Annotated in this window: 21 protein-coding genes, 1 tRNA gene and 1 pseudogene; 12 read left to right on the top strand and 11 right to left on the bottom strand. The window is 64.2% G+C overall.

Annotated features, from left to right (window positions below):
• From nusA to NTH_RS11100, 9 genes are all read left to right on the top strand, one after another.
• The gene (nusA, locus tag NTH_RS11140) at positions 1 to 1,611 is read left to right on the top strand and encodes a transcription termination factor NusA (protein ID WP_338530081.1); all 1,611 of its coding nucleotides are present in this window, start codon (positions 1 to 3) and stop codon (positions 1,609 to 1,611) included.
• Between the two features lie 29 nt (positions 1,612 to 1,640).
• Positions 1,641 to 2,276: an RNA-binding protein gene (locus tag NTH_RS11135; RefSeq protein WP_338530080.1), complete on the top strand. Its 636-nt coding sequence runs from the start codon at positions 1,641 to 1,643 to the stop codon at positions 2,274 to 2,276.
• Positions 2,273 to 4,831: a translation initiation factor IF-2 gene (gene infB, locus NTH_RS11130; protein WP_338530079.1), complete on the top strand. Its 2,559-nt coding sequence runs from the start codon at positions 2,273 to 2,275 to the stop codon at positions 4,829 to 4,831. Before NTH_RS11135 ends, infB begins: the two co-directional genes overlap by 4 nt.
• A 193-nt stretch (positions 4,832 to 5,024) precedes the next feature.
• Positions 5,025 to 5,426, top strand: coding sequence for a 30S ribosome-binding factor RbfA (rbfA, locus tag NTH_RS11125; protein WP_338530078.1), 402 nt, complete (start codon positions 5,025 to 5,027; stop codon positions 5,424 to 5,426).
• 142 nt (positions 5,427 to 5,568) lie between these two features.
• Entirely contained in the window at positions 5,569 to 6,510 is a 942-nt protein-coding gene (gene truB, locus NTH_RS11120) for a tRNA pseudouridine(55) synthase TruB (RefSeq protein ID WP_338530077.1), read from the top strand.
• A 98-nt stretch (positions 6,511 to 6,608) separates the two neighbouring features.
• Complete coding sequence (locus NTH_RS11115) at positions 6,609 to 8,327, top strand: sensor histidine kinase (protein WP_338530076.1); 1,719 nt, start codon at positions 6,609 to 6,611, stop codon at positions 8,325 to 8,327.
• A gap of 266 nt (positions 8,328 to 8,593) precedes the next feature.
• Positions 8,594 to 8,863, top strand: a complete 270-nt coding sequence (gene rpsO / locus NTH_RS11110; RefSeq protein ID WP_338530075.1) for a 30S ribosomal protein S15 — start codon at positions 8,594 to 8,596, stop codon at positions 8,861 to 8,863.
• A 279-nt stretch (positions 8,864 to 9,142) separates the two neighbouring features.
• Entirely contained in the window at positions 9,143 to 11,290 is a 2,148-nt protein-coding gene (gene pnp / locus NTH_RS11105) for a polyribonucleotide nucleotidyltransferase (RefSeq protein WP_338530074.1), read from the top strand.
• Positions 11,291 to 11,393: 103 nt separating this feature from the next.
• Positions 11,394 to 12,401 carry a class I SAM-dependent methyltransferase gene (locus NTH_RS11100; RefSeq protein ID WP_338530073.1) on the top strand — a complete coding sequence of 336 codons (1,008 nt, stop codon included), beginning with the start codon at positions 11,394 to 11,396 and terminating at the stop codon, positions 12,399 to 12,401.
• 12 nt (positions 12,402 to 12,413) lie between these two features.
• Here the strand turns inward: NTH_RS11100 and fabI are convergent, their stop codons facing one another.
• Genes fabI through fabA form a run of 3 tightly spaced genes read right to left on the bottom strand, consistent with a single transcriptional unit; the run spans position 12,414 to position 15,045 of the window.
• Positions 12,414 to 13,244 (bottom strand): enoyl-ACP reductase FabI, encoded by an 831-nt coding sequence (fabI, locus tag NTH_RS11095; protein ID WP_338530072.1) that lies wholly within the window; start codon positions 13,242 to 13,244, stop codon positions 12,414 to 12,416.
• Between the two features lie 10 nt (positions 13,245 to 13,254).
• Complete coding sequence (gene fabB, locus NTH_RS11090; protein WP_338530071.1) at positions 13,255 to 14,475, bottom strand: beta-ketoacyl-ACP synthase I; 1,221 nt, start codon at positions 14,473 to 14,475, stop codon at positions 13,255 to 13,257.
• Positions 14,476 to 14,532: 57 nt separating this feature from the next.
• Positions 14,533 to 15,045: a 3-hydroxyacyl-[acyl-carrier-protein] dehydratase FabA gene (gene fabA, locus NTH_RS11085; RefSeq protein ID WP_338531875.1), complete on the bottom strand. Its 513-nt coding sequence runs from the start codon at positions 15,043 to 15,045 to the stop codon at positions 14,533 to 14,535.
• A 275-nt stretch (positions 15,046 to 15,320) separates the two neighbouring features.
• Between fabA and irrA the strand changes: the two genes are divergently transcribed.
• A complete protein-coding gene (gene irrA / locus NTH_RS11080) occupies positions 15,321 to 15,731 on the top strand; it encodes an iron response transcriptional regulator IrrA (RefSeq protein WP_338531874.1) in 411 nt (136 codons plus the stop codon).
• 172 nt (positions 15,732 to 15,903) lie between these two features.
• On the opposite strand, the gene NTH_RS11075 is transcribed toward irrA, so the two are convergent.
• The gene (locus NTH_RS11075; protein WP_338530070.1) at positions 15,904 to 16,461 is read right to left on the bottom strand and encodes an SH3 domain-containing protein; all 558 of its coding nucleotides are present in this window, start codon (positions 16,459 to 16,461) and stop codon (positions 15,904 to 15,906) included.
• 179 nt (positions 16,462 to 16,640) lie between these two features.
• Between NTH_RS11075 and NTH_RS11070 the strand changes: the two genes are divergently transcribed.
• Positions 16,641 to 17,642, top strand: a complete 1,002-nt coding sequence (locus tag NTH_RS11070; RefSeq protein ID WP_338530069.1) for a 2-hydroxyacid dehydrogenase — start codon at positions 16,641 to 16,643, stop codon at positions 17,640 to 17,642.
• A gap of 62 nt (positions 17,643 to 17,704) precedes the next feature.
• Here the strand turns inward: NTH_RS11070 and NTH_RS11065 are convergent, their stop codons facing one another.
• Positions 17,705 to 18,907 carry an MFS transporter gene (locus tag NTH_RS11065; protein ID WP_422392384.1) on the bottom strand — a complete coding sequence of 401 codons (1,203 nt, stop codon included), beginning with the start codon at positions 18,905 to 18,907 and terminating at the stop codon, positions 17,705 to 17,707.
• An 81-nt stretch (positions 18,908 to 18,988) separates the two neighbouring features.
• Here NTH_RS11065 and NTH_RS11060 point away from each other — a divergent pair, with 81 nt between their 5' ends.
• On the top strand, positions 18,989 to 19,990 hold the full coding sequence (locus NTH_RS11060) for a cupin domain-containing protein (RefSeq protein WP_422392383.1): 1,002 nt from the start codon (positions 18,989 to 18,991) through the stop codon (positions 19,988 to 19,990).
• 22 nt (positions 19,991 to 20,012) lie between these two features.
• On the opposite strand, the gene NTH_RS11055 is transcribed toward NTH_RS11060, so the two are convergent.
• The 6 genes and pseudogenes from NTH_RS11055 to NTH_RS11030 form a co-directional block, all read right to left on the bottom strand.
• On the bottom strand, positions 20,013 to 20,372 hold the full coding sequence (locus tag NTH_RS11055; RefSeq protein WP_338530066.1) for a septal ring lytic transglycosylase RlpA family protein: 360 nt from the start codon (positions 20,370 to 20,372) through the stop codon (positions 20,013 to 20,015).
• Between the two features lie 143 nt (positions 20,373 to 20,515).
• Positions 20,516 to 20,600, bottom strand: a tRNA-Leu gene (locus NTH_RS11050).
• Positions 20,601 to 20,726: 126 nt separating this feature from the next.
• Positions 20,727 to 21,347: a 2,3-bisphosphoglycerate-dependent phosphoglycerate mutase gene (locus NTH_RS11045; protein ID WP_338530065.1), complete on the bottom strand. Its 621-nt coding sequence runs from the start codon at positions 21,345 to 21,347 to the stop codon at positions 20,727 to 20,729.
• Positions 21,348 to 21,379: 32 nt separating this feature from the next.
• Positions 21,380 to 22,195: a 4-hydroxy-tetrahydrodipicolinate reductase gene (dapB, locus tag NTH_RS11040; RefSeq protein ID WP_338530064.1), complete on the bottom strand. Its 816-nt coding sequence runs from the start codon at positions 22,193 to 22,195 to the stop codon at positions 21,380 to 21,382.
• Positions 22,192 to 23,931, bottom strand: coding sequence for an ABC transporter ATP-binding protein (locus NTH_RS11035; protein ID WP_338531873.1), 1,740 nt, complete (start codon positions 23,929 to 23,931; stop codon positions 22,192 to 22,194). Before NTH_RS11035 ends, dapB begins: the two co-directional genes overlap by 4 nt.
• Positions 23,932 to 24,139: 208 nt before the next feature.
• Positions 24,140 to 25,167 (bottom strand): annotated as a pseudogene (locus tag NTH_RS11030) (glucokinase).
• Positions 25,168 to 25,178: the final 11 nt, after the last annotated feature.

The following is a 25,178-nucleotide window of genomic DNA, read 5'->3' as shown; positions in this document are numbered from 1 at the left end:
ATGGCAGTCAGTGCAAACAGGCTGGAGCTCTTGCAGATCGCCGACGCCGTGGCGCGCGAGAAGTCCATCGACAAACAGATCGTGATCGCGGCGATGGCCGACGCCATCCAGAAGGCGGCGCGCTCGCGCTACGGCCAGGAGACCAACATCCGCGCCGACATCAACGCGCAGACCGGCGAGATGAAGCTGCAGCGGCTGATGGAAGTAGTCGAGACCGTGGAAGAGCCGGCGCGCGAGATATCTTTGAAGGACGCGCGCGCCCGCAATCCCGACGCGCAGGTGGGCGATTTCATCGCCGAGCAGCTGCCGCCGATGGATTTCGGCCGCATCGCCGCCCAGTCGGCAAAGCAGGTGATCGTGCAGAAGGTGCGCGAGGCCGAGCGCGACCGCCAGTATGAGGAATACAAGGATCGCATCGGCGAGATCATCAACGGCACCGTCAAGCGCGTCGAATACGGCAATGTGATCGTCGATCTGGGGCGCGGCGAAGCCATCATCCGCCGCGACGAGCTCATCCCCCGCGAGATCTTCAAATATGGCGATCGCGTGCGCGCCTTCGTCTATGATGTGCGCCGCGAGCAGCGGGGGCCGCAGATTTTCCTGTCGCGCACCCATCCGCAGTTCATGGTGAAGCTCTTCACCATGGAAGTTCCCGAAATCTACGACGGCATCATCGAGATCAAGTCGGTTGCCCGCGATCCCGGCTCCCGCGCCAAGATCGCCGTGATCAGCCATGATTCTTCGATCGACCCGGTCGGCGCCTGCGTCGGCATGCGCGGCAGCCGCGTGCAGGCGGTGGTCGGCGAGTTGCAGGGCGAGAAGATCGACATCATCCCGTGGAACGACAACGCCGCGAGCTTCATCGTCAACGCGCTGCAGCCGGCGGAAGTGGCCAAGGTGGTGCTGGACGAGGACGCCGAGCGCATCGAGGTGGTGGTGCCGGACGATCAGCTTTCGCTGGCCATCGGCCGGCGTGGCCAGAACGTGCGGCTTGCCTCGCAGCTTACCGGCTGGGATATCGACATCCTGACCGAGGAGGAGGAATCCTCGCGCCGTCAGAAGGAATTCGTCGAGCGCTCGACCCTGTTCATGGACGCGCTCAATGTCGACGAGATGGTCGGCCAGGTGCTTGCTTCGGAAGGCTTCACCAGCGTCGAGGAACTCGCCTATGTCGAGCCGGACGAGATCGCGTCCATAGACGGCTTCGACGGCGACACCGCCGAGGAGATCCAGGCGCGTGCGCGCGAATATCTCGAGCGTATCGAGGCCGAGCACGATGCGAAGCGGAAGGAACTGGGCGTGGCCGACGAGCTGCGTGAGATCCCCGGCATCACGACGGCCATGATGGTCGCCCTGGGCGAAGACGGCGTGAAGACGATCGAGGATTTCGCCGGCTACGCCGTGGACGATCTGGTCGGCTGGAAGGAACGCAGCGAAGGTGAGACGAAGTTCATGGAAGGGGTGCTTTCCAACTTCGACGTGTCGCGCGCCGAAGCCGAACAGATGGTGGTTGCGGCCCGCATGAAAGTGGGCTGGATCACGGAAGAAGATCTTGAGGCCGAAACGGCGGGCGAAGAAGCAGCCGAGGAAACAGAGACCGCGGAAAGCTGAAATGCCGACGCGGGGACTTGTGGAACGCGATGAACGACCGCACATGTATTGTGACGCGCCAGGCGCGGGCGGCCGACGAGTTGATACGCTTCGTGGCCGGCCCGGACGGTTCGGTCGTTCCCGACCTCAAGCGAAAGCTGCCGGGACGGGGCTGCTGGGTCGGCGCTGAACGTCCTCTAGTCGAAAAGGCGGCGGCGAAGAATCTGTTTTCCCGCGCGCTGAAGACAGCGGTCGAAGTGCCGCCCGACTTGGCCGAACGCGTCGAAAAGCTCTATGTCTCGCATGCTCTCGGTGCGCTTGGCCTTGCGCGAAAGGCCGGAGCCGTGGCATTGGGTGCTGCGAAAGTGGAAGCAAGCGTACGCAGCGGCAAGGCCGTGGGCGTGCTGCATGCCGTCGAGGCATCGGAAGACGGCATTCGCAAGATTGCTTCGGCGCGACGATCTCTGGCCCATGCCGGCGGGCAGAACGTGCCGGCGTTCAGGCTCTTTAGCGAAGCCGAAATGAGTTTGGCTTTCGGGGCCACAAATGTGATACATGCTGCCATGCTCGGCCAGGGGCCGGGCGAGGCAGCGCTGAAGCGGATCAGGGCACTGGCGAAATACAAGGGTTTCGAACCCGATTTCGCCGTGTCAGGCGCGGCGGGCGCCGCAGAGGATATGGAATGACTGATACGAAATCCGGTGACGACAAGACGCTGAGCGTCGACCCGAAGAAGACACTGACATTGAAGCGCCCAGGCGTCGAGCAGGGCACTGTGCGTCAGAACTTTTCGCACGGGCGGACGAAGGCTGTCGTTGTCGAAACCAAAAAACGCAAATTTGCCAGGCCGGACGAGCGCCCGGAGCCGGCGCCCGTTGCCGCGCCGAAGCCCAAGCCGGCTGCCGCCGCGCCCAGGCCGGCGCCGCAGCCCGCGCCCAGGCCGCAGCAAAGCAACCGCTCCGGCGTGGTGCTGAACGAGCTTTCGAGCAATGAGATGGAGGCCCGCCGCCGCGCACTGCAGGACTCCAAGGTGCGTGAGGCTGACGAGCGCAAGCGCGCCGAAGAGGAGGCCAAGCGACGGGCCGAGGATGAAGCGCGCCGTCAGCAGGAGCGCGAAGAATCCGCGCGCCGCCAGGCCGAGGAAGAAGCGCGCCTGAAGGCCGAGGCCGAAGCGCGCCAGCGCGCCGAGGCGGAAGCCAAGCGGCGTACGCCCGAGCCGGATGTCATGGTTCCGGATGCAGGCCCCGACGACGACAACAAGGGCCGCAGCGGGCTCGCCGCAAAACGCGGCGCCCCGCCGAAGGTTGCCGAAGCGCCGCGTCCCGCCAAGCCGCGCGTGGAAGACCAGCGCCGCCGTGGCAAGCTGACGCTCAACACGGCCCTTTCCGACGATGGCGACAGCCGCGGCCGCTCGCTCTCGTCGATGCGCCGCCGCCAGGAAAAGTTCCGGCGCGCGCAGTCCCAGGAGCCGCGCGAGAAGATCACGCGCGAGGTCGTGCTGCCGGAGACGATCACGATACAGGAACTCGCCCAGCGCATGGCCGAGCGCGCCGTGGACGTCGTGAAATATTTCATGAAGCAGGGCCAGATGATGAAGCCCGGCGACGTGATCGACGCCGACACGGCGGAACTGGTGGCCGAGGAGTTCGGCCACACGGTCAAGCGTGTCGCCGAATCCGACGTCGAAGAGGGACTGTTCAACGTCGAGGACAAGGCGGAAGACATGAAGCCGCGGCCGCCGGTCGTCACCATCATGGGCCATGTCGACCACGGCAAGACCTCGCTGCTGGACGCGATCCGCAAGGCCAATGTGGTCTCCGGCGAGGCCGGCGGCATTACCCAGCATATCGGCGCCTATCAGGTGGAGCAGGATGGGCACACCATCACCTTCATCGATACGCCGGGCCACGCCGCCTTCACCGCCATGCGTGCGCGAGGCGCACAGGCCACCGACATCGCCATCCTGGTGGTGGCGGCGGACGACAGCGTGATGCCGCAGACGATCGAGTCCATCAACCATGCCAAGGCGGCCGGGGTGCCGATCATCGTTGCCATCAACAAGATCGACAAGCCGGAAGCCGATGCGCAGAAGGTGCGGACCGAACTGCTGCAGCACGAGGTCTTCGTCGAATCCATGGGCGGCGAGGTGCAGGATGTTGAGGTTTCGGCGATCAAGGGCCTCAATCTGGACAGGCTCCTGGAAGCCATCGTGCTACAGGCTGAAATACTGGAGCTGAAGGCCAATCCGGACCGTACGGCCGAGGGCGTGGTCATCGAGGCGAAGCTCGACCGTGGCCGCGGGCCGGTGGCGACCGTCCTGGTGCAGGCCGGCACGCTGAAGCCGGGCGATATTCTGGTCGCCGGCAACGAGTGGGGCCGGGTGCGTGCGCTCGTCAATGAGCGCGGACAGCAGCTCAAGGATGCTGCGCCGTCCACGCCCGTCGAGGTTCTGGGCCTTCAGGGCACGCCGCAGGCGGGCGACCGGTTTGCGGTGGTGGAGAACGAAGCGCAGGCGCGCGAAATTTCCGAATACCGCCAGCGTCTTGCCCGCGAAAAGGCCGTGGCCCGCCAGGCCGGCCAGCGCGGATCGCTCGAGCAGATGATGTCGCAGCTTCAGACCAGCGGCCTGAAGGAGTTCCCGCTGATCATCAAGGGAGACGTGCAGGGTTCGATCGAAGCCATCGTGTCGGCGCTGGACAAGCTGGGCACGGAAGAGGTGCGGGCGCGGATCGTGCACTCGGGTGCCGGCGCCATCACCGAGAGCGATATCTCGCTCGCCGAGACCTCGGAAGCGGCGATCATCGGCTTCAACGTCCGCGCCAACAAGCAGGCGCGCGATGCGGCCGAGCAGATGGGCATCGAGATCCGCTACTACAACATCATCTACGATCTCGTGGATGACATCAAAGCGGCGATGTCGGGCCTGCTTTCGCCGGAGCGTCGCGAGACCTTCCTTGGCAATGCGGAGATCCTCGAGGTCTTCAACATCACCAAGACCGGCAAGGTGGCTGGCTGCCGCGTGACGGAAGGCAAGGTCGAGCGCGGCGCGGGCGTGCGCCTGATCCGCGACAACGTGGTGATCCACGAAGGCAAGCTGAAGACGCTCAAGCGCTTTAAGGACGAAGTGTCCGAAGTGCCGGCGGGCCAGGAATGCGGCATGGCCTTCGAGAACTACGAGGACATCCGCGTGGGCGATGTCATCGAAGCCTTCCGCGTGGAGCATGTGACGCGCACACTCTGATCCGGCAGTGCCTGCCCGGCGGTGGAAACACAGCCGGGCGGGACGCCGGCCGCAGAGCCTGCCGCGCATCCGCGGGATATGCGGCGCGGCAGCCGATCGGTCTCCGATCAGCTGCGGCCTTCGGTAACGAGATGCAGACCGCTCACGCCAGTTGAGCCTGGATATTGGAACATTCTCCGCAGCAAGGTGCCTTATGCCGTCCTCCACCGGTCCTTCCCAGCGTCAGCTTCGTGTCGGCGAACAGGTGCGTCATGCACTGTCCGAGGTTCTTCAGCGCGGCGACGTGAACGACCCGCAATTGGAGAGCGCCGTCATTTCGGTGACCGAGGTGCGAATGTCGCCTGATCTCAAGATTGCCACGGCCTATGTTTCCCCGCTGGGCGCCGGGGACAAGGATGAGATCGTGGCCGCCCTCAACCGCAATGCCCGTTTCATCCGCGGCAAGGTGACCCCTTCGCTGAGGCAGATGAAATACATGCCGGAACTCCGGTTCCGCATCGATACGAGTTTCGAGAACTTCGAGAAGATCGATCGTCTCCTGAGGTCGCCGGAGGTCACCCGCGACCTCGAAGACGGCGATGATGAAAATGGGTGAGCGCTGGCGCGACGATGGCGTCTTCCAGCCAAGTGGATATGCTGAGATCCGCAGGAATGCGGGAAACAAACGCGGAGCGTCGTTCATGCGTCTGGTATGGATGCACCGCTCCAGCCGGGAAAGCAGATAGGAAAGCAGCCTGATGGCGCGTCGTGGAAAGAAAAAGGGCCGGCCCGTCTCCGGCTGGATCGTGCTGGACAAGCCAGCCGGCATGGGCTCCACCGATGCCGTCGCCAAGGTCAAATGGCTGTTCAAGGCGCAGAAGGCCGGCCATGCCGGCACGCTCGATCCGCTGGCCTCCGGCATGCTGCCGATTGCGATGGGCGAAGCGACCAAGACGGTGCCCTATGTCATGGAAGGCGCCAAGGTTTATCGTTTCACCGTGGCCTGGGGCGAAGAGCGCACGACCGACGACCTGGAAGGACCTGTCGCCAAGACCTCCGATCTCCGGCCGAGCGAGGCTGAAATTCGGGCGCTGCTGCCCAACTATACCGGCCTCATCATGCAGACGCCGCCGCAATTTTCGGCGATCAAGGTCGGCGGCGAACGCGCCTACGACCTGGCGCGCGAGGGCGGGACCGTCGAGATCGCCGCGCGCGAGGTCGAGGTGGGACGCCTCGATCTGGTAGCGCTGCCGGACGAGAACTCGGCGCTTTTCGAGATCGAATGCGGCAAGGGCACCTATGTGCGCTCCATCGCCCGGGATCTTGGACGCGACCTTGGATGCTACGGTCATATCGCCGAGCTGCGGCGGGTGGAGGTCTATCCGTTCGAACCTTCGCATATGGTGGAGCTGGCCGCCATCGAGGCTGCAGCCGAAGCAGTCGAGAACGAGGAGGAGCGGTTTGCCGCCATGGACCCCTTCATCATGGACACAGCCGCCGCCCTGGACGGGCTTCCGGAAGTGGCGCTGAGCGACGATGCTGCAACGCGCATAAGGCTCGGCAACCCGGTCATCATACGCGGGCGCGACGCACCGGTGGAGGCGGCCGAAGCCTGGGCGAGCTCCAGGGGCAGACTGGTGGCGCTGGGCACGGTCGAGGCCGGGATGTTCAAGCCGAAGCGGGTTTTCGGCAGCGCATGATTGACACTAGGACCGACGGCGATTGCGGCCGCCCATGCAACGCTTTGCCGAGTTCGACGTTGATGGCGAGGGCAGCCGCATAGCACAGCAGGGGCAACGTGCAAAAACAGAAGAACGAGCCCGATAAGGTCGCACCTGTTGGTCGCTGGTCGATCCGGCGCATCAGCCCGTTGCCTATCGGGTTTTGCCTGTTCCTGCTGATCGCTGCGACCATCGTCCCGGCGATCGCCATATCCGCCATTCTTCTAAAGCGCAACGATGAGGCCCAGCGGGAGGTGGTGAACACGCTCGCCGAGGCGATGGCCGGGTCGATCGCCGAGGCAGTCGACCGTGAAATCAGCGGCATGATGACGACCCTGAGGGTGTTGTCGACAACTCCGTCGCTGGCAAATGACGAGTTCGGCGACTTTTACGAGAGGGCCAAATCGGCTTTGTCCGGTACGGGCTCCTATCTCATCCTGCTCGATGAGAATATGAGGCAGATCCTGAACACGCGGGTACCCTACGGCACCCCACTCGGTCCGACCTCCGATCCAGACTCGGCGCAGGCCGCACTGCAGGCGCGTGCCGCCACCATATCAGATGTCTTCTTCGGCAAGACGTCCCAGAAATGGGTCTTCAACGTTATCGTGCCCTATCTATCGGAGACCGGGCCGCCCCGGCTCCTAATCATGACGCGCAATGCCGAATCCCTGGCCGACACGCTTTCACAGCAATTGCTTCGCGGCGGGTGGAACGCCACCCTTCTGGACCGGGAGGGCACGGTCATCGCCTCCTCCTTCATGTCCTCCCATGTGGGCAAACCGTTTTTCCTCAATTTGAGCGAACCGGATGGAGAAGGGACAGCTGTCGCCGCCCGCGATCCGGTGACGGAAGAGGAGTATGTGGCTGTCGTCGATGAATCCAACTACAGCGGCTGGAAGGTCGTCGTCTGGGCATCGTCGGCTTCCGTCGAGCAACCCATGCGCCACTCGCTGCGCATGCTGGTGGTTGGCAGCCTCATCATCATCGCGATCGGCACCGGTGCTGCCTGGATACTCGGCCGCCAGATCGCCAAGCCGGTGCGCCGGCTGGCGCGCGACGCCCGGCGCCTGGGAGCGGGCGAGCCGGTGGAGGCGATGGACTACCCCATCGCCGAGGTGACGACGGTGTCCTATGCCCTGGCCCAGGCTTCCGTCGACCGCAAGAAAGCGGAAAACGATATTCGCCTACTGATGCGGGAAGTCGCCCACCGCGCCAAGAACCAGCTTACCGTCGTCGCCTCGATGGCCAAGCAGACCGCGCGCAGCGCCCGCTCTCTCGCCGCATTTCAGGACGCCTTCCAGAAGCGCGTCTATGGACTGGCACGGTCCACGGATCTTTTGATCGCGGGCGGAGCCGGCGGCGTGGAGCTGCGCGAGTTGCTTCTGATACAGATCGAGCCCTTCCGCCCGGAGGCCGAGAAACGGCTGGAGGTTTCCGGACCGCCCTTCCGCCTTTCCAATCAGGCCGCCCAGACCATCGGGCTTGCCATTCACGAACTGGCGACCAACGCCTCCAAATACGGCGCTTTCGCCACCTCGACCGGCCGGCTGGTGCTTTCATGGCACCGGGAGGGCGATATGCTGGTGATCACCTGGCGGGAACATGTGCCGCGCCTGCGCCGCAGGCCGGTGAAACGCGGCTTCGGCACGGAGATCATCGAAAGAATGGTCGGTGGAACGCTCGATGCCGAGATTTCACGCGTCTTTCATCGCGATGGGCTGGAATGCGTATTCCGCATCCCTATCGAGCGCCTGGTGCCCGAACGTGCGCCGGCCGCGCCGGTCCACTATTAAAGTCCTTGCGTCCGAACGGACGCTGCACAAGGACGCTCCAATTTTGAATCCGTGCATCATGCTTTCCGAAAATCGGAACCGATTTCCGGCCCGATGCCGCAGAGTGCCGCGCTTCGGATCAGCACACGCGCCCTTTTCGCTGGCAATCGGCTGCTTTTTGCCCTATATGCGCGGCGACATTGCGTTGATGCGCCATGTAAATGGCCCCTGCTGGACGACATCCCGGCTGTGGGCGTCATGCTCCTCCAATCAGAAAGGAAAAGACGATGTCGATTACTGCCGAGCGCAAGCAGGAACTTCTCAAGGAATTTGGCACCGCTTCGGGCGACACCGGTTCACCGGAAGTCCAGGTTGCAATCCTGACCGAGCGTATCAAGAACCTGACCGAGCATTTCAAGGACCACAAGAAGGACAACCATTCCCGCCGTGGTCTTCTCAAGCTCGTCTCGCAGCGCCGCCGTCTCCTCGATTATGTGAAGGGGAAGGACCAGGGCCGCTACCAGACGCTGATCGAAAGGCTCGGACTGCGCCGTTAGAATACTGGTTGGCGGGCGGCCCCGGCCGCCCGCCGCCATATTGCCCCGGCGTCACGACGCAAGGGCAAAGGGCCGTCTCCGGCCCTTCCGCCCGCAAGGCGGGAAACAAGGAGACTGCCGCAGACGGACAGGTCATGGGGCAGGATTGCAGGATGCTTGGCACGCCGGATGGACGGCGCAGACGAAAGCCTCCCGTTGTCTTGCCCATGGCTCGTCCTCAACGAAGGAAGAGCGCGAGGCAACCGGCAGCAATTGCCGACCTCGCCGAAAGGACAAGACATGTTCAAACATCATAAAGTGGAAATCGAGTGGGGTGGCCGTCCGCTTACCCTTGAAACGGGCAAGATCGCCCGTCAGGCCGATGCCGCCGTGCTCGCGACCTACGGCGAAACGGTCGTTCTGGCCACCGTCGTTTCGGCGAAGGAGCCGAAGCCGGGCCTCGACTTTTTCCCGCTGACCGTCAATTACCAGGAAAAGACCTTTGCCGCCGGCAAGATCCCCGGCGGCTTCTTCAAGCGCGAAGGGCGCCCGAGCGAAAAGGAAACGCTCACCTCGCGGCTGATCGATCGGCCGATCCGCCCGCTCTTCGTCAACGGCTACAAGAACGACACCCAGGTCGTCCTGACGGTTCTCCAGCACGATCTGGAAAATGACCCGGACGTCGTGGCCATGGTCGCTGCTTCCGCCGCGCTCACGCTTTCCGGTGTTCCGTTCATGGGCCCGATCGGCGCGGTGCGCGTCGGATATATCGGCGGCGAATACGTGCTCAACCCGCATGTCGACGAGATGGAAGAGACCCAGCTCGACCTCATCGTCGCCGGCACCCAGGACGCCGTGCTGATGGTGGAGTCGGAAGCGAAGGAACTCGCCGAGGACATCATGCTGGGCGCCGTCATGTTCGGCCACAAGCAGTTCCAGCCTGTCATCGACGCCGTCATCAAGCTGGCGGAAGTCGCCGCCAAGGAGCCGCGCGAATTCCTGCCGGAAGATCTTTCGGCGCTGGAAGGCGAAATGCTCAAGATCGTCGAGGACGATCTGCGCGCCGCCTACAAGATCATCGACAAACAGGATCGTTATGCTGCCGTGGATGCCGCCAAGGCAAAGGTGAAGGAGACCTTCCTTCCCGAGACCGAGGAAGAGCGCAAATGGTCGGCCGAGCAGGTCGGCACCGTGTTCAAGGCGCTGCAGGCCAAGATCGTGCGCTGGAACATTCTCGACACCGGCAGCCGCATCGATGGCCGCGACCTGAAGACGGTTCGCCAGATCGTCGCCGAAGCAGGCGTCCTGCCGCGCACCCATGGCTCGGCCGTGTTCACCCGCGGCGAGACCCAGGCGCTGGTCGTGGCCACGCTGGGAACGGGCGAGGATGAGCAGTTCGTCGACGCGCTGACCGGCACCTACAAAGAATCCTTCATGCTGCATTACAATTTCCCGCCCTATTCGGTGGGAGAGACGGGCCGCATGGGTTCGCCGGGACGTCGCGAAATCGGCCATGGCAAACTCGCCTGGCGCGCCATTCATCCGGTCCTTCCGGCCGCAGACCAGTTCCCCTACACGATCCGCGTGGTATCGGAGATCACCGAGTCCAACGGCTCGTCCTCCATGGCAACGGTCTGCGGAACGTCGCTGGCGCTGATGGATGCGGGCGTTCCGCTTTCCAAGCCGGTCGCCGGCATCGCCATGGGCCTCATCAAGGAAGACGATCGCTTTGCGGTCCTGTCCGACATTCTCGGCGACGAGGATCACCTCGGCGATATGGACTTCAAGGTGGCCGGCACCAATGAAGGCATCACCTCGCTGCAGATGGACATCAAGATCCAGGGCATCACCGAGGAGATCATGCAGGTTGCGCTCGACCAGGCCAAGGGCGGCCGCCTGCACATTCTCGGCGAGATGTCCAAGGCGCTTTCGGAAAGCCGCGGCGAACTCGGCGAATTCGCTCCGCGCATCGAGGTCATGCAGATCCCGACCGACAAGATCCGCGACGTCATCGGCACGGGCGGCAAGATCATCCGCGAGATCGTCGAAAAGACCGGCGCCAAGATCAACATCGACGACGACGGCACGGTGAAGATCGCTTCCTCCAATGCCAAGGAGATCGAGGCGGCCAGGAAGTGGATCCACTCCATCACGGCCGAGCCGGAAGTGGGCGAGATCTACGAGGGCACGGTCGTCAAGACCGCCGACTTCGGCGCCTTCGTCAACTTCTTCGGTCCCAAGGACGGCCTCGTCCACATCTCGCAACTGGCACCCGAGCGGGTCCAGAAGACCACCGACGTCGTCAAGGAAGGCGACAAGGTCTTCGTCAAGCTCATGGGCTTTGACGAGCGCGGCAAGGTGCGCCTGTCGATGAAGGTCGTGGACCAGGAGACCGGTCAGGAGATCGCGCGCGAGAAGAAGGACGAGAAGGAAGAAGCCGAAGGCTGATAGCTTCTCGAATGCCTATCCGAACGGGCGCGGCCACCGGCCGCGCCCGTTTTCGTAAGGCCGGTTGAAAGGCCGCTATCTTCCTTCCGCAGCCCCCAGAGCCATGAACGAAACCCTTCGAACTCTTCTCTTTCCCTTTGAGCGCGGCTTGCTCGACACCCCGGCCGACGGCCGCAGCCTGGTGCTCGGTCCGGGCGCAGGCTTCCGCCTGCCCGGCGGGTTCGGTGGGACACTGACGCTGGTTCAGGGTTTCCGGCCGGATCATCAGGCGCTGGCGCATGCCGGCTTCGAGGTTGCGGCCGAAGCCACCGGGGAAAACTACGATAACGCGCTGGTCCTCCTCGGCCGCCACCGGCGCGAGAACGAGGCGCGCCTGATGGAGGCGATGACGCGCGTCAGGCCGGGCGGGCTGATCGTCGCGGCGGGAACCAAAAAGGATGGCGCGGGAAGCTTTCGAAAGCGGATCGAGACGTTGCTGCCGATCACCGGCCATGCGTCCAAATATCACGGCATCGTCTTCTGGTTCGACCGGCCGGACGCCATCGCTGAGGAATTGGTCGCCGCGCTGCAGGCCGGAGCACCGGCTGCAGACGGTTTCCGGACGGCGCCGGGCGGCTTTTCCGACGACGGCGTCGACCGCGGCTCGCGACTTCTGGCCGACAACCTGCCCGACGACATCAAAGGCCATGTGGCCGACTTCGGCGCCGGCTGGGGGTATCTGTCCGTGATGGTCGCCAAGCGCTTTCCCGTGGCGCAGATCGACCTCTACGAGGCCCATCACGGCTCGCTGGAGGCTGCCCGGCACAACATGGCGCAAATGGCGGCGGGCACGCCGTGCCGCTTCTTCTGGCGCGATCTGGCAAGCGAGCCGACCGAGACGCGCTACGACACGATCGTGATGAACCCGCCCTTCCACACCGGCCGGGCCGCCGAACCGGACATCGGCAAGACATTGATCGCCAGGGCGGCGAAGGCCCTGAAGCCGGGCGGACGCCTGTTCCTCGTCGCCAACCGCCCGTTGCCCTATGAAGGTGCGATGGAGGCCTGCTTTTCGCGGCATGGCGAGATTTGCCGCGATAGCGCGTTCAAGGTGCTTTGGGGAAAGCGGTAGGCGCGTGCCCCGCTACTTCTCGGCTTCCGCCTGCTCGGCGATCTCGCCGGCCTGCTTCAATTCCTCCAGCACCGGCATCGATACGATATTGTAGCCCGAGTCGACGTAATGGATCTCGCCGGTCACGCCCGACGACAGGTCGGACAGGAGATAGAGGGCGGAACCGCCGATCTCGCTGATGTCCACCGTGCGGCGAAGCGGCGAATTGCGGCTTTGATAGGTGAACATGTGGCGGGCGTCCGAGATGCCGGCCCCCGCCAGCGTGCGCACCGGGCCGGCCGAGATCGCGTTCACGCGGATGGCGCGCGGGCCGAAATCATTGGCCAGATAGCGCACGCTTGCCTCGAGGCCGGCCTTGGCCACGCCCATGACATTGTAGTTCGGCATCACCCGCACGGAGCCGGCATAGGTGAGCGTCAACAGGCTGCCGCCGTTTTCCATCATCGCCGCCGCGTGGCGGGAGACTTCCGTGAAGGAATAGCAGGAGATCACCATCGTGCGGATGAAGTTTTCCCGCGTGGTGTTGGCGTAGAGGCCCTTGAGCTCGCTGCGGTCGGAAAAGCCGATCGCGTGAACCAGGAAGTCGAACGTGCCCCATTCGCTCTTGAGCGTGTCGAATACGTTGTCGATGGAGGCGCTGTCCTCCACGTCACAGGGCAACAGCAGCTTCGAGCCGACCTTCTCGGCAAGCGGCTTGACGCGTCGGCCGAAGGATTCGCCCTGATAGGTGAAGGCGAGTTCGGCGCCATGCTCGGCCAGCCTGCGCGCGATGCCCCAGGCGATGGAATGATCGTTGGCGACGCCCATTATGAGCCCGCGCTTGCCCTTCATCAGGCCTTCCATGGCGTGATCCTCAATCGCTGTAGCGCTGGAAAACCAGCGTGGCATTGGTGCCGCCAAAGCCGAATGAATTGGAAAGAGCGACGTTGAAATCGGCGTCGTCGATGCGCTCGCGCACGATAGGCACGCCATCGAACTCCGGGTCGAGCTCTTCGATATGGGCGCTCTTGCCGATGAAGCCGGCCTGCATCATCAAGAGCGCGTAGATCGATTCCTGCGCGCCGGCGCCGCCTAGAGAATGACCGGTCAGCGACTTGGTGGAGGCAATGTGCGGCATGTCCGCGCCGAAGACCTCGCGGATGGCACCCACCTCGCGCGAATCGCCGACCGGCGTGGCGGTGCCGTGGGTGTTGATGTAGTCGACCTTGCCCTTCACCGTGGCCAGCGCCTGGCGCATGCAGCGCACCGCACCCTCGCCCGACGGCGCAACCATGTCGAAGCCGTCCGACGTGGCGCCATAGCCGACGATCTCGCCGTAGATCTTGGCGCCGCGCGCTTTGGCGTGCTCCAGTTCCTCCAGCACCAGAACGCCGGCGCCGCCGGCTATGACGAAGCCGTCGCGGCTGACGTCGTAGGCGCGCGAGGCCGTGGCCGGCGTATCATTGAACTTGGAGGACATGGCGCCCATCGCATCGAAAAGGTTCGACATGGTCCAGTCCAGATCCTCATGGCCGCCGGCGAACATCATGTCCTGCTTGCCCCATTGGATGAGCTCTGCCGCATTGCCGATGCAATGGGCCGAGGTGGAGCAGGCCGACGAGATGGAGTAGTTCACGCCGTGGATCTTGAACCAGGTGGCGAGCGTCGCCGACGCAGTCGATGACATGGCCTTGGGCACGGCGAACGGGCCGATGCGCTTGGGCGAGGTGTTCTTCAGCGTGGTCTGCGCCGCCTCGAATATGGTGCGGGTGGAAGGGCCGCCGGAACCCATGATGATGCCGGTGCGCTCATTGGTGATGTCGCCGTCTTCCAGGCCGGCATCGGCGATGGCCTGTTCCATGGCGACATGGTTCCACGCGCCGCCCTTGGACAGGAAGCGCATGGCGCGGCGGTCGACCACCTCGGCAGGGTCGAGCGTCGGCGCGCCCCATACCTGGCAGCGGAAGCCGTGCTCGGCGAAGTCCTCGGAAAAGCTGATGCCGGACCTGGCATCGCGCAGCGAGGCGGTCACCTCCTCGGCATTGTTTCCGATCGACGATACGATGCCGAGGCCGGTAACGACTACACGTCTCATGTCGCTCTCCCTGGATTGTGGGGCGGTCTGTGCGCGGTCACCCGCATATGATTGCAGTCAGGCTTCCTGTTTGGCTAGGCCGACACGCAGGTCGGTCGCCTTGTAGATCTGCTCGCCGTCGGCCTTCAGCCAGCCGTCGGCGATGCCGAGAACGAGGCGGCCGCGCATCACGCGCTTGAAATCGACCCCATACTCGACCTTCTTCACGTCCGGCGTAACCATGCCCTTGAACTTCACCTCGCCGGTCGACAGGGCCATGCCCTTACCGGGCTCGCCCAGCCAGCCGAGGAAGAACCCGGTAAGCTGCCACATCGCATCGAGGCCCAGGCAGCCGGGCATGACGGGGTTGCCGGGGAAATGACAGGGAAAGAACCACAGATCCGGCTTGATATCGAAATCCGCCCGCACGTACCCCTTGCCGAACTCACCGCCTTCCTCGCTGATCTCGGTTATGCGGTCGAACATCAGCATGGGCGGCGCAGGAAGCTGGGCATTGCCCGGGCCAAACAGTTCGCCGCGGCTGCAGGCCAGGAGTTCTTCGTAGTCGTAGCTGGATTTTTGTTGCGCCATGTATTCCGTTCTCGCCTGCGGCGCGGTTTCGATGCGCGCCATTGTTGTTCGATTTTCCCTATCACAGCTTGTTTGCGGTGGGAAACCACCTGAGCCCCGGCGGCGGCGACAATTTCTGGGCCGACCGGAGACATCGTGCCGCTATTGATCGCTTTTGCGTCACCGAATATATGTGAGCAAAGGGATTGCGGCATTTCGGCCGCATTATCCCGTTTCGTGAAGCGCCCGATCGCAAGGACAAAAGCCGAGCCGTGGCAAATGTAACGACGACCTACATGGACAATCAGCCGCTGGAAGAGCGGGTGCGGAAAGCCGGACTGCGCCCCACGCGCCAGCGCGTGGCGCTTGCCGAGTTGCTGTTTGCCGCCGGCGACCGGCATATCTCGGCCGAACAACTGCACGAGGAAGCGGAAAAATCCGGCGTCCCCGTATCGCTTGCCACAGTTTACAACACTCTGCACCAGTTCACCGAGGCCGGTCTCCTGCGCATCGTTCAGGTCGAAGGCACGCGCACCTATTTCGACACGAACACCTCCGACCATCATCACTTCTTCCTGGAAGACGACAACCGGGTCTTCGACATCCCTTCAGGGCCGGTCAGGGTATCAGACCTGCCGGAGCCGCCCGAGGGAACGGAAATCGTCCATGTGGATATCGTGGTCCGGTTGCGGACCAAGCGGCGGTAGCCGCGCTTCAAGCCACTGTTCCCATGCAGTTTCGGACGGAAGACTGCATTTCATTTTCCTGGAGTTGCTCCACAGCATCGGCCCGAAAATCGGAATCGATTTTCGGAAAACAGCATGATGCGCAAACTCAAGGTGTTAGAGCGTCCTTTGTGCGTCCGGGACCCACGGCACTCTAATTCTCGACGCTCTCCCCCGGATAGACGCCCCACACCGAGGCTTGGGAGATCCAGCCTTGATGGCCGTCGAAGCTCATGCGGCACCAGGTGCCGTTGCACAGTTCGACTTCCCCAAGGGCGCCGGGCTCTATCTCGGCAACCCTGCGGGCGCCTTCCTCCGCCCTGGCATATAGCGGTATGGTCGCCTGCTTGCCCTGGAACCACGGCGCCGCGATGCCGGTGCGGCGGCCTGACAGAAGCGCCTGATTGATCCAGCCTTCCGCCCCGTCCGCGTCGCGGACCCGGCGCCAGTTGTCATATTCCTGAATGATCTCCATGGGCAGGCCCGGCTTCAGATACATCCAATCGACGGCGTAGTTGACGCCAGGGCCGATGCGCATGTTCACCCGGCCGGATTTGAGGCTGACGAAGCGGGGCAGCGGCAGACCGCTCGGACCCCGCTTGACGCTGTCAGCGGCTTGAGCTTCCGCCTGCCCGGCCGGAATCGAAAGAATGAAGGCCACGCCAAGAAATACGACACACAGCAACGCACGAAACGGCGCGAAAGACGGCATTCCACTCTCCTGCCGACAGGGCCGCCCACTGCCTGAGGCTTGCCCTGCGGAACCTTTTTCTTTGTCTTCGCCGCGCCCGCTTGGTAGACATCGACCCCACGGCGGACCAGCGGGCCGGCATGTTTCCAGTGTCGCCCGACTTGGTTAAAGAGGTCTCAACAAGGCGCACCGAGGTATCCATGAACGGCAGGAAAAAGCCACTCGTCGTCATAACGCGCAAACTGCCGGATCAGGTGGAAACGCGCATGCGCGAGCTGTTCGACGCAAGGCTGAATGTCGACGACAGGCCGATGACCCAGCCCGAACTGGTGGCCGCCATCAAGGAGGCCGACGTCCTGGTGCCCACCATCACCGATCGCATCGATGCCGCACTGATCGCCCAGGCGGGCGAAAGGCTCAAGATGATCGCCAATTACGGCAACGGCGTCGATAATATCGACGTGGCGGCGGCGGGGGAGAGAAACATCGTCGTCACCAACACGCCGAACGTCCTGAATGAGGACACTGCCGACATGACGATGGCGCTGATGCTGGCCGTTCCGCGGCGGCTGACCCTGGGGGCCCAGGTTCTGTCCGGCGGAGGAAAATGGCCGGGCTGGTCGCCGACATGGATGCTGGGCCACCGCATCTGGGGCAAGAGGCTGGGCATAGTCGGCATGGGGCGCATCGGCACTGCCGTCGCCCGACGCGCCAAGGCCTTCGGCCTGTCGATCCACTATCACAACCGCCACCGCGCCGCTCCGCTGATCGAGGACGAGCTGGAGGCGACCTATTGGGACAGCCTCGACCAAATGCTGGCGCGCATGGACATCATCTCGGTCAATTGCCCGTCAACGCCCGCCACGTTCCACCTTTTGTCGGCCCGGCGCCTGGCGCTTCTGCAGCCGACCGCCTACATCGTCAATACGGCGCGCGGCGACATTGTCGACGAGGATGCGTTGATCGCGATGATCGAGGGCGGCAAGCTGGCCGGCGCCGGACTGGATGTCTTCGAGCACGAGCCGGCGGTCAATCCCAAGCTCGTCAAGCTGGCCGACAAGGGCAAGGTCGTCATCCTGCCGCATATGGGCTCGGCGACGATCGAAGGCCGCATCGACATGGGCGACAAGGTCATCATCAACATCCGCACCTTCTTCGACGGCCATCGTCCCCCCGACCGGGTGCTGCCGCGCAGGGCGTAGTCCTTGCAGCGCAGCACGCACCGCCGGGCGGCGGTGCGTGTATAGCCGTCCCCGCGATGTCTTCAGGCCGTCCTGGCCGCGGCCCGCGTCTCAACACCGGTCACGATCATCACCGCCGCAGCGATGAGCACGATGCCGCTTGCCATGAAGACGTTGCCGACACCGCTGGCATCGAAGATGAAGCCGCCGGCAGCGGCTCCGGTGGCGATGGCGAAATTGATCGCCGCCACGAACAAGCCGCCCGCGCTTTCGGCCTCATCGGGCACCGCGCGCGTGATCCAGGTGGACCAGGCGACAGGAACCGCGCCGAAGGCGACGCCCCAGAGCGCCACCATCGCCGCGTCGGCGGCGATGTTGCCGCCGGCCCCGGCGAGCGCCAGTGCCAGAGTGCCCATGACGAGGGGCATCAAGGCGAGCGTCAGCCGCATCGACCGCTCCAGAAGGAACGCACCAAGATAATTGCCGATGAGATTGGCGATGCCGAAACCGAGAAGGATGCCGGAAATGGCCGTCACGCCGGCACCGGTCACGGTTTCCAGGAACGGGCGTATGTAGGTGAAGAAGGCGAAATGGCCGGTGAAGACCAGCAGTATGGCAGCCATGGCGAGGCCTACCGCGCGCCGTGAAAGCACCTCGACCATGGTGCGCAGGCGCGACAGGCCGCGCGGCGGCAGACTGGGAAGTGTTGCCAGCTGCACCACAAGCACCAGCGCGCCAAGTCCCGCAGCCGCAAGGAAGACTGTGCGCCACCCGGCGATGGCGCCCAGATAGCTGCCAACCGGGGCGGCAAAGATGGTCGCCGCCGAGACGCCCGAGAACAATATGGACAGCGCCTTGGGAACATGACGCTCGGGCACCAGCCGCATCATGGTCGCCGCCGATAGCGTCCAGAAGCCGCCAAGAGCCACTCCGAGCAGAATCCGCCCAGTGAGCAGCAGGGGCAGGTTGGGAGCGATGGCCACCAGCAGGTTCGACAGTATGAGCAAAACAGAAAGGCCCAGGAGAACGAGGCGGCGGTCGATATGCCGGGTCGCCGCCGTTATGAACAAGCTGGTGACGAGCGCCACCGCTGCCGTTGCCGTTACCGCCTGGCCCGCCATCCCCTCGGTCACGCCGAGCTCGGCAGCTATGGGAGTCAGCAGGCTGGCGGGCAGAAACTCCGCGCCGACCAGCCCGAACACACCAAGGCCCATGGAAATCACGGCTCCCCAGGCCGGAGCCATTTCGGAGCGGCTCCCATTTTCCGCAATCGTTGCATCGCGCATTCGTAAAAACCCTCTCATTGACAAAGTCGGTCGGCTGTAGATGGGTGGCGGAGACGGACGATCCATGCCATATTCTCCGATATGCTTGACCGAAACTCCGAAAGATGGAAAGAAGCCGCCGATCCGGTGAGCGAGTTGCTCATGGGCATGCGCCTTCTGGGCGCGAGCTACGGCAAGTTGCGCCTCGCCCCGCCGTTCGGGATCGGCTTCCCCGCCGCTGCCGAGGCCCGATTCCACTTCATCGCGGCAGGGCGCGTGTACCTACAGCCATCGGGCGGCGAGGTGCGGGAGCTTACGGGCGGCGACGCCGTCTTGCTGCCGCGCGGGGACGCCCACTCCCTCGTCTCGGAGCCCGGCATGCCGGTTCGTGCCGTCGAAACTTTCGAAGCGGTATCGCTTTGCGAGAATATCTGCGCCGTCCGCGACTGCCCGGAAGAGACGTGCCGCACGAAGGATGCGCTGATCTTCACCGGCCGTATGGAATTCGAGCTCGACACGTTGCATCCGCTGATCGGCCTCATGCCGCAGGTCATGTCGGTCGGGGCGCTGCTTGCCCGGCAGCCGGAAATTCTGCCGCTGCTGGCGGCGATGGAGCGTGAGATGGCGACGAACCGCGCCGGCTCGGCCGGTATCCTCGCGAGGCTTGCCGATGTGGCCGCGGCGACGATCGTGCGGGGCTGGGTGGAATGCGGCTGCGGCGACGCGACGGGTTGGGTCGAGGCCCTGCGCGATCCGCGGCTCGGCCGCGTCATCGCCGCGCTGCACCGCGACCCCGGCCGCGACTGGACCGTGGCCGATATGGCGGCGGAGATGGGCAGTTCACGCTCGGTCTTTGCCGAGCGCTTCGTGTCGGCGACCGGCACGACGCCGCTACGCTACGTCACAGCCCTACGCATGCGGCTGGCGGCGCAGTGGATCGGGCGCGACCGGATGCCAATCGACACGGTGGCAAGACGCCTCGGCTACGGCTCGCAGGCAGCCTTTGCCCGCGCCTTCAAGCGCGCCACCGGCCGTTCACCCGGAAAGGTCCGGTCTGCCACCAAACGCGCCCGACCACAGGAAGTGCCGCCGGCGGCGCTGTGATCCGGGCGCGCCAGGGCGCAGCCTATTTCATCTGCTCCAGGCAGACCTTCGTATGTCCGGCTCGGATGAAATCGAGCTTTGCCGCTGCCGCCTTCGACAGGTCGAGAATGCGCCCGCGCACGAAAGGCCCGCGATCGTTGATGCGGACGACGACGGCCTTGCCGTTGCGGCTGTTGACGACTTTCAACTTGGTCCCAAAAGGCAGGCTGCGATGAGCGGCTGTCATGGCAGCCGGATTCATGCGCTCGCCCGAGGCGGTCTTGGAGGTGAGCGCGTACCAGGAGGCGCTGCCGCACTGGGCAAAGACCGTGGTGGGAAGGAGGAGCGCTAGAAGCAGCGCAGCGGAAGCGGGCGCAATGCGCCTGGAAAAGTTGGAGTTCATGCCTGACGGCCCCTTACTTATGATGCTTGCCCCGCGCCTAGAGCGCAAATGGGGCATGCATGCAGCCAGGCCGTCGAACCCTGATCAAATACGGTTAAGGATTGTAATGAGGCGGAAGCATCGCACATCGCTCGGAAGAGCGATGGTGCCCAGGAGAGGACTCGAACCTCCACGCCTCGCGGCACACGGACCTGAACCGTGCGCGTCTACCAATTCCGCCACCTGGGCAAGGTGCGCAGCCGATGTAAGCGGCCTGCCTTTCACTGTCAACGCGGATTCGGCTATTCCCTTGGCGATTTTTGCAGGCCTCCGGCAACAGGCGCCGACAAGCCGGCAAATTACCGGCACGGAGGCTCAGTCTTCCAGGATCTGCTTCGAGGCGACGGTGGAATCGGCATTGAGGCTATAGACGATGGGAATGCCTGTGGCGATTTCCATCTTGACGACCTCTTCGCCCGAAAGCCCGTCCAGCGCCATCACCAGCGCGCGCAGCGAATTGCCATGGGCCGAGACGAGAACCGTGCCGCCGCGCAGCACATGGGGCTGCATCGTGTGCAGATAGTAAGGCCATACGCGCGCGCCCGTGTCCTTCAGGCTCTCGCCGCCGGGCGGCTGCACATCGTAGGAGCGGCGCCAGATATGCACCTGCTCCTCGCCCCATTTGGCGCGCGCGTCGTCCTTGTTGAGACCGGAAAGGTCGCCGTAGTCGCGCTCGTTCAGCGCCTCGTGGCGAATGGTCTGAAGCCCTTCCAGGCCGAGCTCGGCCAGGATGTGGTCGTTGGTGACGTTTGCGCGGGAAAGCACCGAGGTGAAGGCGATATTGGGCTTGAGGCCGAGCGCCTTGATCTTGCGGCCCGCGGATTTCGCCTCTTCATGTCCCTTTTCGGTCAGGCCGGGGTCGCGCCAGCCGGTGAAAAGGTTCTTCAGGTTCCACTCGCTCTGGCCGTGGCGGACCAGGATCAGTGTTCCGGACATGCGTATCTTCCCCTCGCGTTATACCGATGAAATTATTCCGCCAGCCCCAGCACATCCAGCATGGAATAGAGACCGGCCTTCTTGTCGCGCGCCCATAGCGCTGCCGCAACCGCGCCGCGCGCGAAAATGGTGCGGTCGTCCGCCTGGTGCGAGAGCGTAATGCGCTCGCCGGTGCCGGCCAGGATGACGGAATGCTCGCCGACGACCGAACCGCCGCGCAGCGTCGCGAAGCCAATAGTGCCGGTCTCGCGAGCGCCGGTATGCCCGTCGCGCGAGCGCACGCTATTTGCATCGAGATCGACGCCGCGGCCTTCCGCCGCCGCCTTGCCCAAAAGAAGCGCGGTGCCCGACGGTGCATCCACCTTGTGGCGGTGATGCATCTCGACCACCTCGATATCGAAATCGGCGGCTGGCAGCGCCCTTGCGGCCTGCTTGACCAGGACCGCCAAGAGGTTGACGCCAAGGCTCATATTGCCCGATTTCACGATAGGCGTTCGGCGCGCGGCTTCCACGAAGGCATTTTCCTGGTCGGCCTGGATTCCCGTCGTGCCTACGACATGGACGAGGCCGGCCTCCGCGGCTTGCCCCGCAAAGGCCACCGAGGCGGCGGGAGAGGTGAAATCGAGCACGCCGTCGGCACCCGCAAAAGCCCGGCCGACATCCTCGACGATCGGGACGTTGAGGATGCCGATGCCGGCCAGTTCGCCGGCGTCCTTGCCCAGATGGGGTGAGCCCGACCGCTCCACGGCCCCCGCAAGGCGCGCTCCATCCATCTGATGGACGACACGGATCAGGGTCTGCCCCATCCGCCCGGCCGCGCCCACGACCACGAGCCCCATTTCCTTCATCGGCTGCCCCCCGCTTCTTCTTCGGCCATTTCCGACGGGAGGCCGGCCGTTCCCTCAAGCAGGTTCTCCGCCTTTTCCTGCTGCATCCGGTGAAAGCGGGCATAGACCCCATGCGGCTTCCTGACGAGCGCGCGGTGCGTGCCCTCCTCCACAAGGAGCCCGTCTTCCAGCACCACGATATGATCGGCATTGACCACGGTGGAGAGGCGGTGCGCAATGACCAGCGTCGTGCGGTCCTTCATGATGCGCTCCAGCGCTTCCTGGACCCGCGCCTCCGATTCATTGTCGAGCGCGGACGTCGCCTCGTCGAGAAGCAGGATAGGCGCATTGCGCACGATGGCGCGGGCGATGGAGACGCGCTGGCGCTGGCCGCCCGACAGCGTCACGCCGTTCTCGCCCACCAGCGTCTCGTAGCCCTCTGGCTGCAGCTTTATGAACTCCTCGGCGTTCGCAAGCCGGGCCGCCGCCTCCACCTCCTCGTCCGTTGCGTCCGGCCGGCCGTACCGAATGTTGTCGCGGATGCTGCCCTCGAAAAGATAGGGGTGCTGGGAAACATAGGCGATGGAGGAGCGCAAGGAGACCTTGGTGATCTCCGCAATGTCCTGCCCGTCGATGGTGATCGTCCCGCCATCCACGTCATAGAAGCGTTGCAGCAGGGCGAAGAGGGTCGATTTGCCGGCACCGGAGGGGCCGACGATCGCAGTCGTCTTGCCGGCTCTGGCCGTAAAGCTGACGCCGTGCAGGACAGGCAGGTTCTGCGAATAGGCGAAGCGAACCTTGTCAAAACGCACTTCTCCCGCCGAAACCTCAAGGACGCCGGCGCCCGCTGCATCGCCCTGCTGCGGCTTCAGGTCCAGGATTTCGTATATCATCCTGGCGTTGACCAGCGCGCGCTCCAGATTGACCTGCACGCGGGCCAGCCGCCGGACCGGATCATAGGCCAGCAAAAGGGCGGTGATGAAGGATATTACGGCGCCGGGCGGCTCGGCCAACGCCGAAGCCCGCCAAGCTGCATAGCCGATGACTCCGGCGATGGCCACGCCGGCCACCATTTCGGTGATCGGCGCCATGCGCTCGGAAACGCGGGCGATCTTGTTGTTGCGCTCCTCCGCCTGATAGACGAGTTGGGCAATCTTGCGCGACAGGACGTTCTCCATCGTGAATGCCTTGACGATGGCAATTCCCTGCACGGATTCCTGCATCGCGCCCAAAAGGTGCGAATTGATCTCCACCGATTCGCGTGTCACGCGGCGCAGCCGACGCATGATGTAGTTGACGGCGAGAATGATCGGAGGGCCGATGATGAAGGCCATCACCGAAAGGAGCCAGTCCTGCCACAGCATGACGGCAATCAGGCCGATCAGCGTGACCGCGTCGCGCGCGATCGCGGCAACCGTCATGTTGAGCAGGTCGCGGATGCCGGTGACATTCTGGCTGATCTGAGCCGAGATCTGGCCGGAGCGGGAGGCCGTGAAGAACGGCATGCCTAGCTTCAGCAGATGATCGAACAGACGCTGCTGGTAGCGGGCCACGATATTGTTGCCCACACGGGCAAGCAGGACGGCCTGGCCGTAGGTGGCAAAGCCGCGCACCGTGAAAGCCACGACGATGCCGCCGCAAATCCACGGCACCAGGTCCCAGCGCTGCCCGTAGAACAGATCATTGACGATGTAGCGCATGATCCAAGCGCTGAATGCGGTGGTGGCGGCCAGCGCCAGCATGCACAGGGTCGCCATGGCATAAAGGCCGAGATAATCGCGGCCGTTCTCGGCAAAAACGCGGCGGACCACCGCGACGACGTCGCCGGGCTCGATGTGTTGATCGCTATTGCTGTTCCTGCCGAACAATATTCGTACTCGCTGAGTGGCGGCCGCCCCCGCATCGCCGCGTTTGCCCTCGGCAGGGGCTATGCCTCATCGCAGCCGCATATGCAATCGCGGCGACTCAGCGCAGCCGCCAGCGCCTGCCGGCCGTCTCGACGCCGAAGCGGGCCGGAGTGCGGGCGAAGGCTGCAATGCCGGAAAGCGCCGCCAGCGGATGGGTGATCACGAACACCGGCATGTCGGCCAGAAGCGCGCTGTGCGGCGCCTTGTCCTCGAAGGCGGTCCTGAACCTGCCGTTCTGCAGGGCGGGCACGATCTTCTGGGCAATGCCTCCGGTGAGGAAAACCCCCCCCGGCTCATGAATACCAGTCCCAGATCACCTGCCAGCCGGCCGAGATAGGTTACGAAGAGATCGAGGGCTTCGGCGGCGATCTCGTCACGCCGTTCAAGTGCCGCACCCGTTATCTCCGCCGGCGTCGCGAATTTGGCGTCCTTGCCGTCGGCCTTGGCGATGGCGCGATAGAGATTGACAAGGCCGCGCCCGCAAAGGAGCTGCTCCGCCGAAATGCGGCCGCCGATCCGCTCCACATGCGGGAATATCTCCAGATCGCGTTCGGTGCGGGGACCCAGATCCATATGCCCGCCTTCGCCAGGCACCGGTATCCAGGTGTGGCGCGCATGGACCAGCCCAGCGACACCCAACCCGGTGCCCGGGCCGAGCACGACGCGGCTTCCAGTCGTTTCGGCGGCACCGCCGCCGATCTTCTCCAGATGCTCTTCGCCCAGCGCGACGACGGCCAGGGCCTGCGCCTCGAAATCGTTCAGCACCACGACATCGGAAAACCCCAGTTCCGCCATCATCTGCTTCGGTCGCACGACCCAATCGCAATTGGTCAGGTCGATTTCGTCGCCATCGACAGGTCCCGCCACCGCCAGCACTGCGGAACGCGGAATGATGTTGGTCTGGTCCAGAATGGAGGTCTGGATGGCTTCGTCGATCGTGGCGAAATCGGCCGTCTGCACCACCGGAAACTCGCGCGGCTCGGCATAGGAATCGACCACGATGGCGAAGCGGGCGTTCGTGCCGCCGATATCCCCGATCAGGATCGGGAACTCGAGCACGGTGTCTTGGGTGCTGGGGTACGCCATCTCGCGGTGGT

Origin of the sequence: Nitratireductor thuwali, from assembly GCF_036621415.1 — a bacterium.
In the GTDB taxonomy this organism is placed as follows: domain Bacteria; phylum Pseudomonadota; class Alphaproteobacteria; order Rhizobiales; family Rhizobiaceae; genus Chelativorans; species Chelativorans thuwali.
Note: the sequence above shows the minus strand (reverse complement) of the source record. Positions and strands in the feature narration are given on the sequence as shown.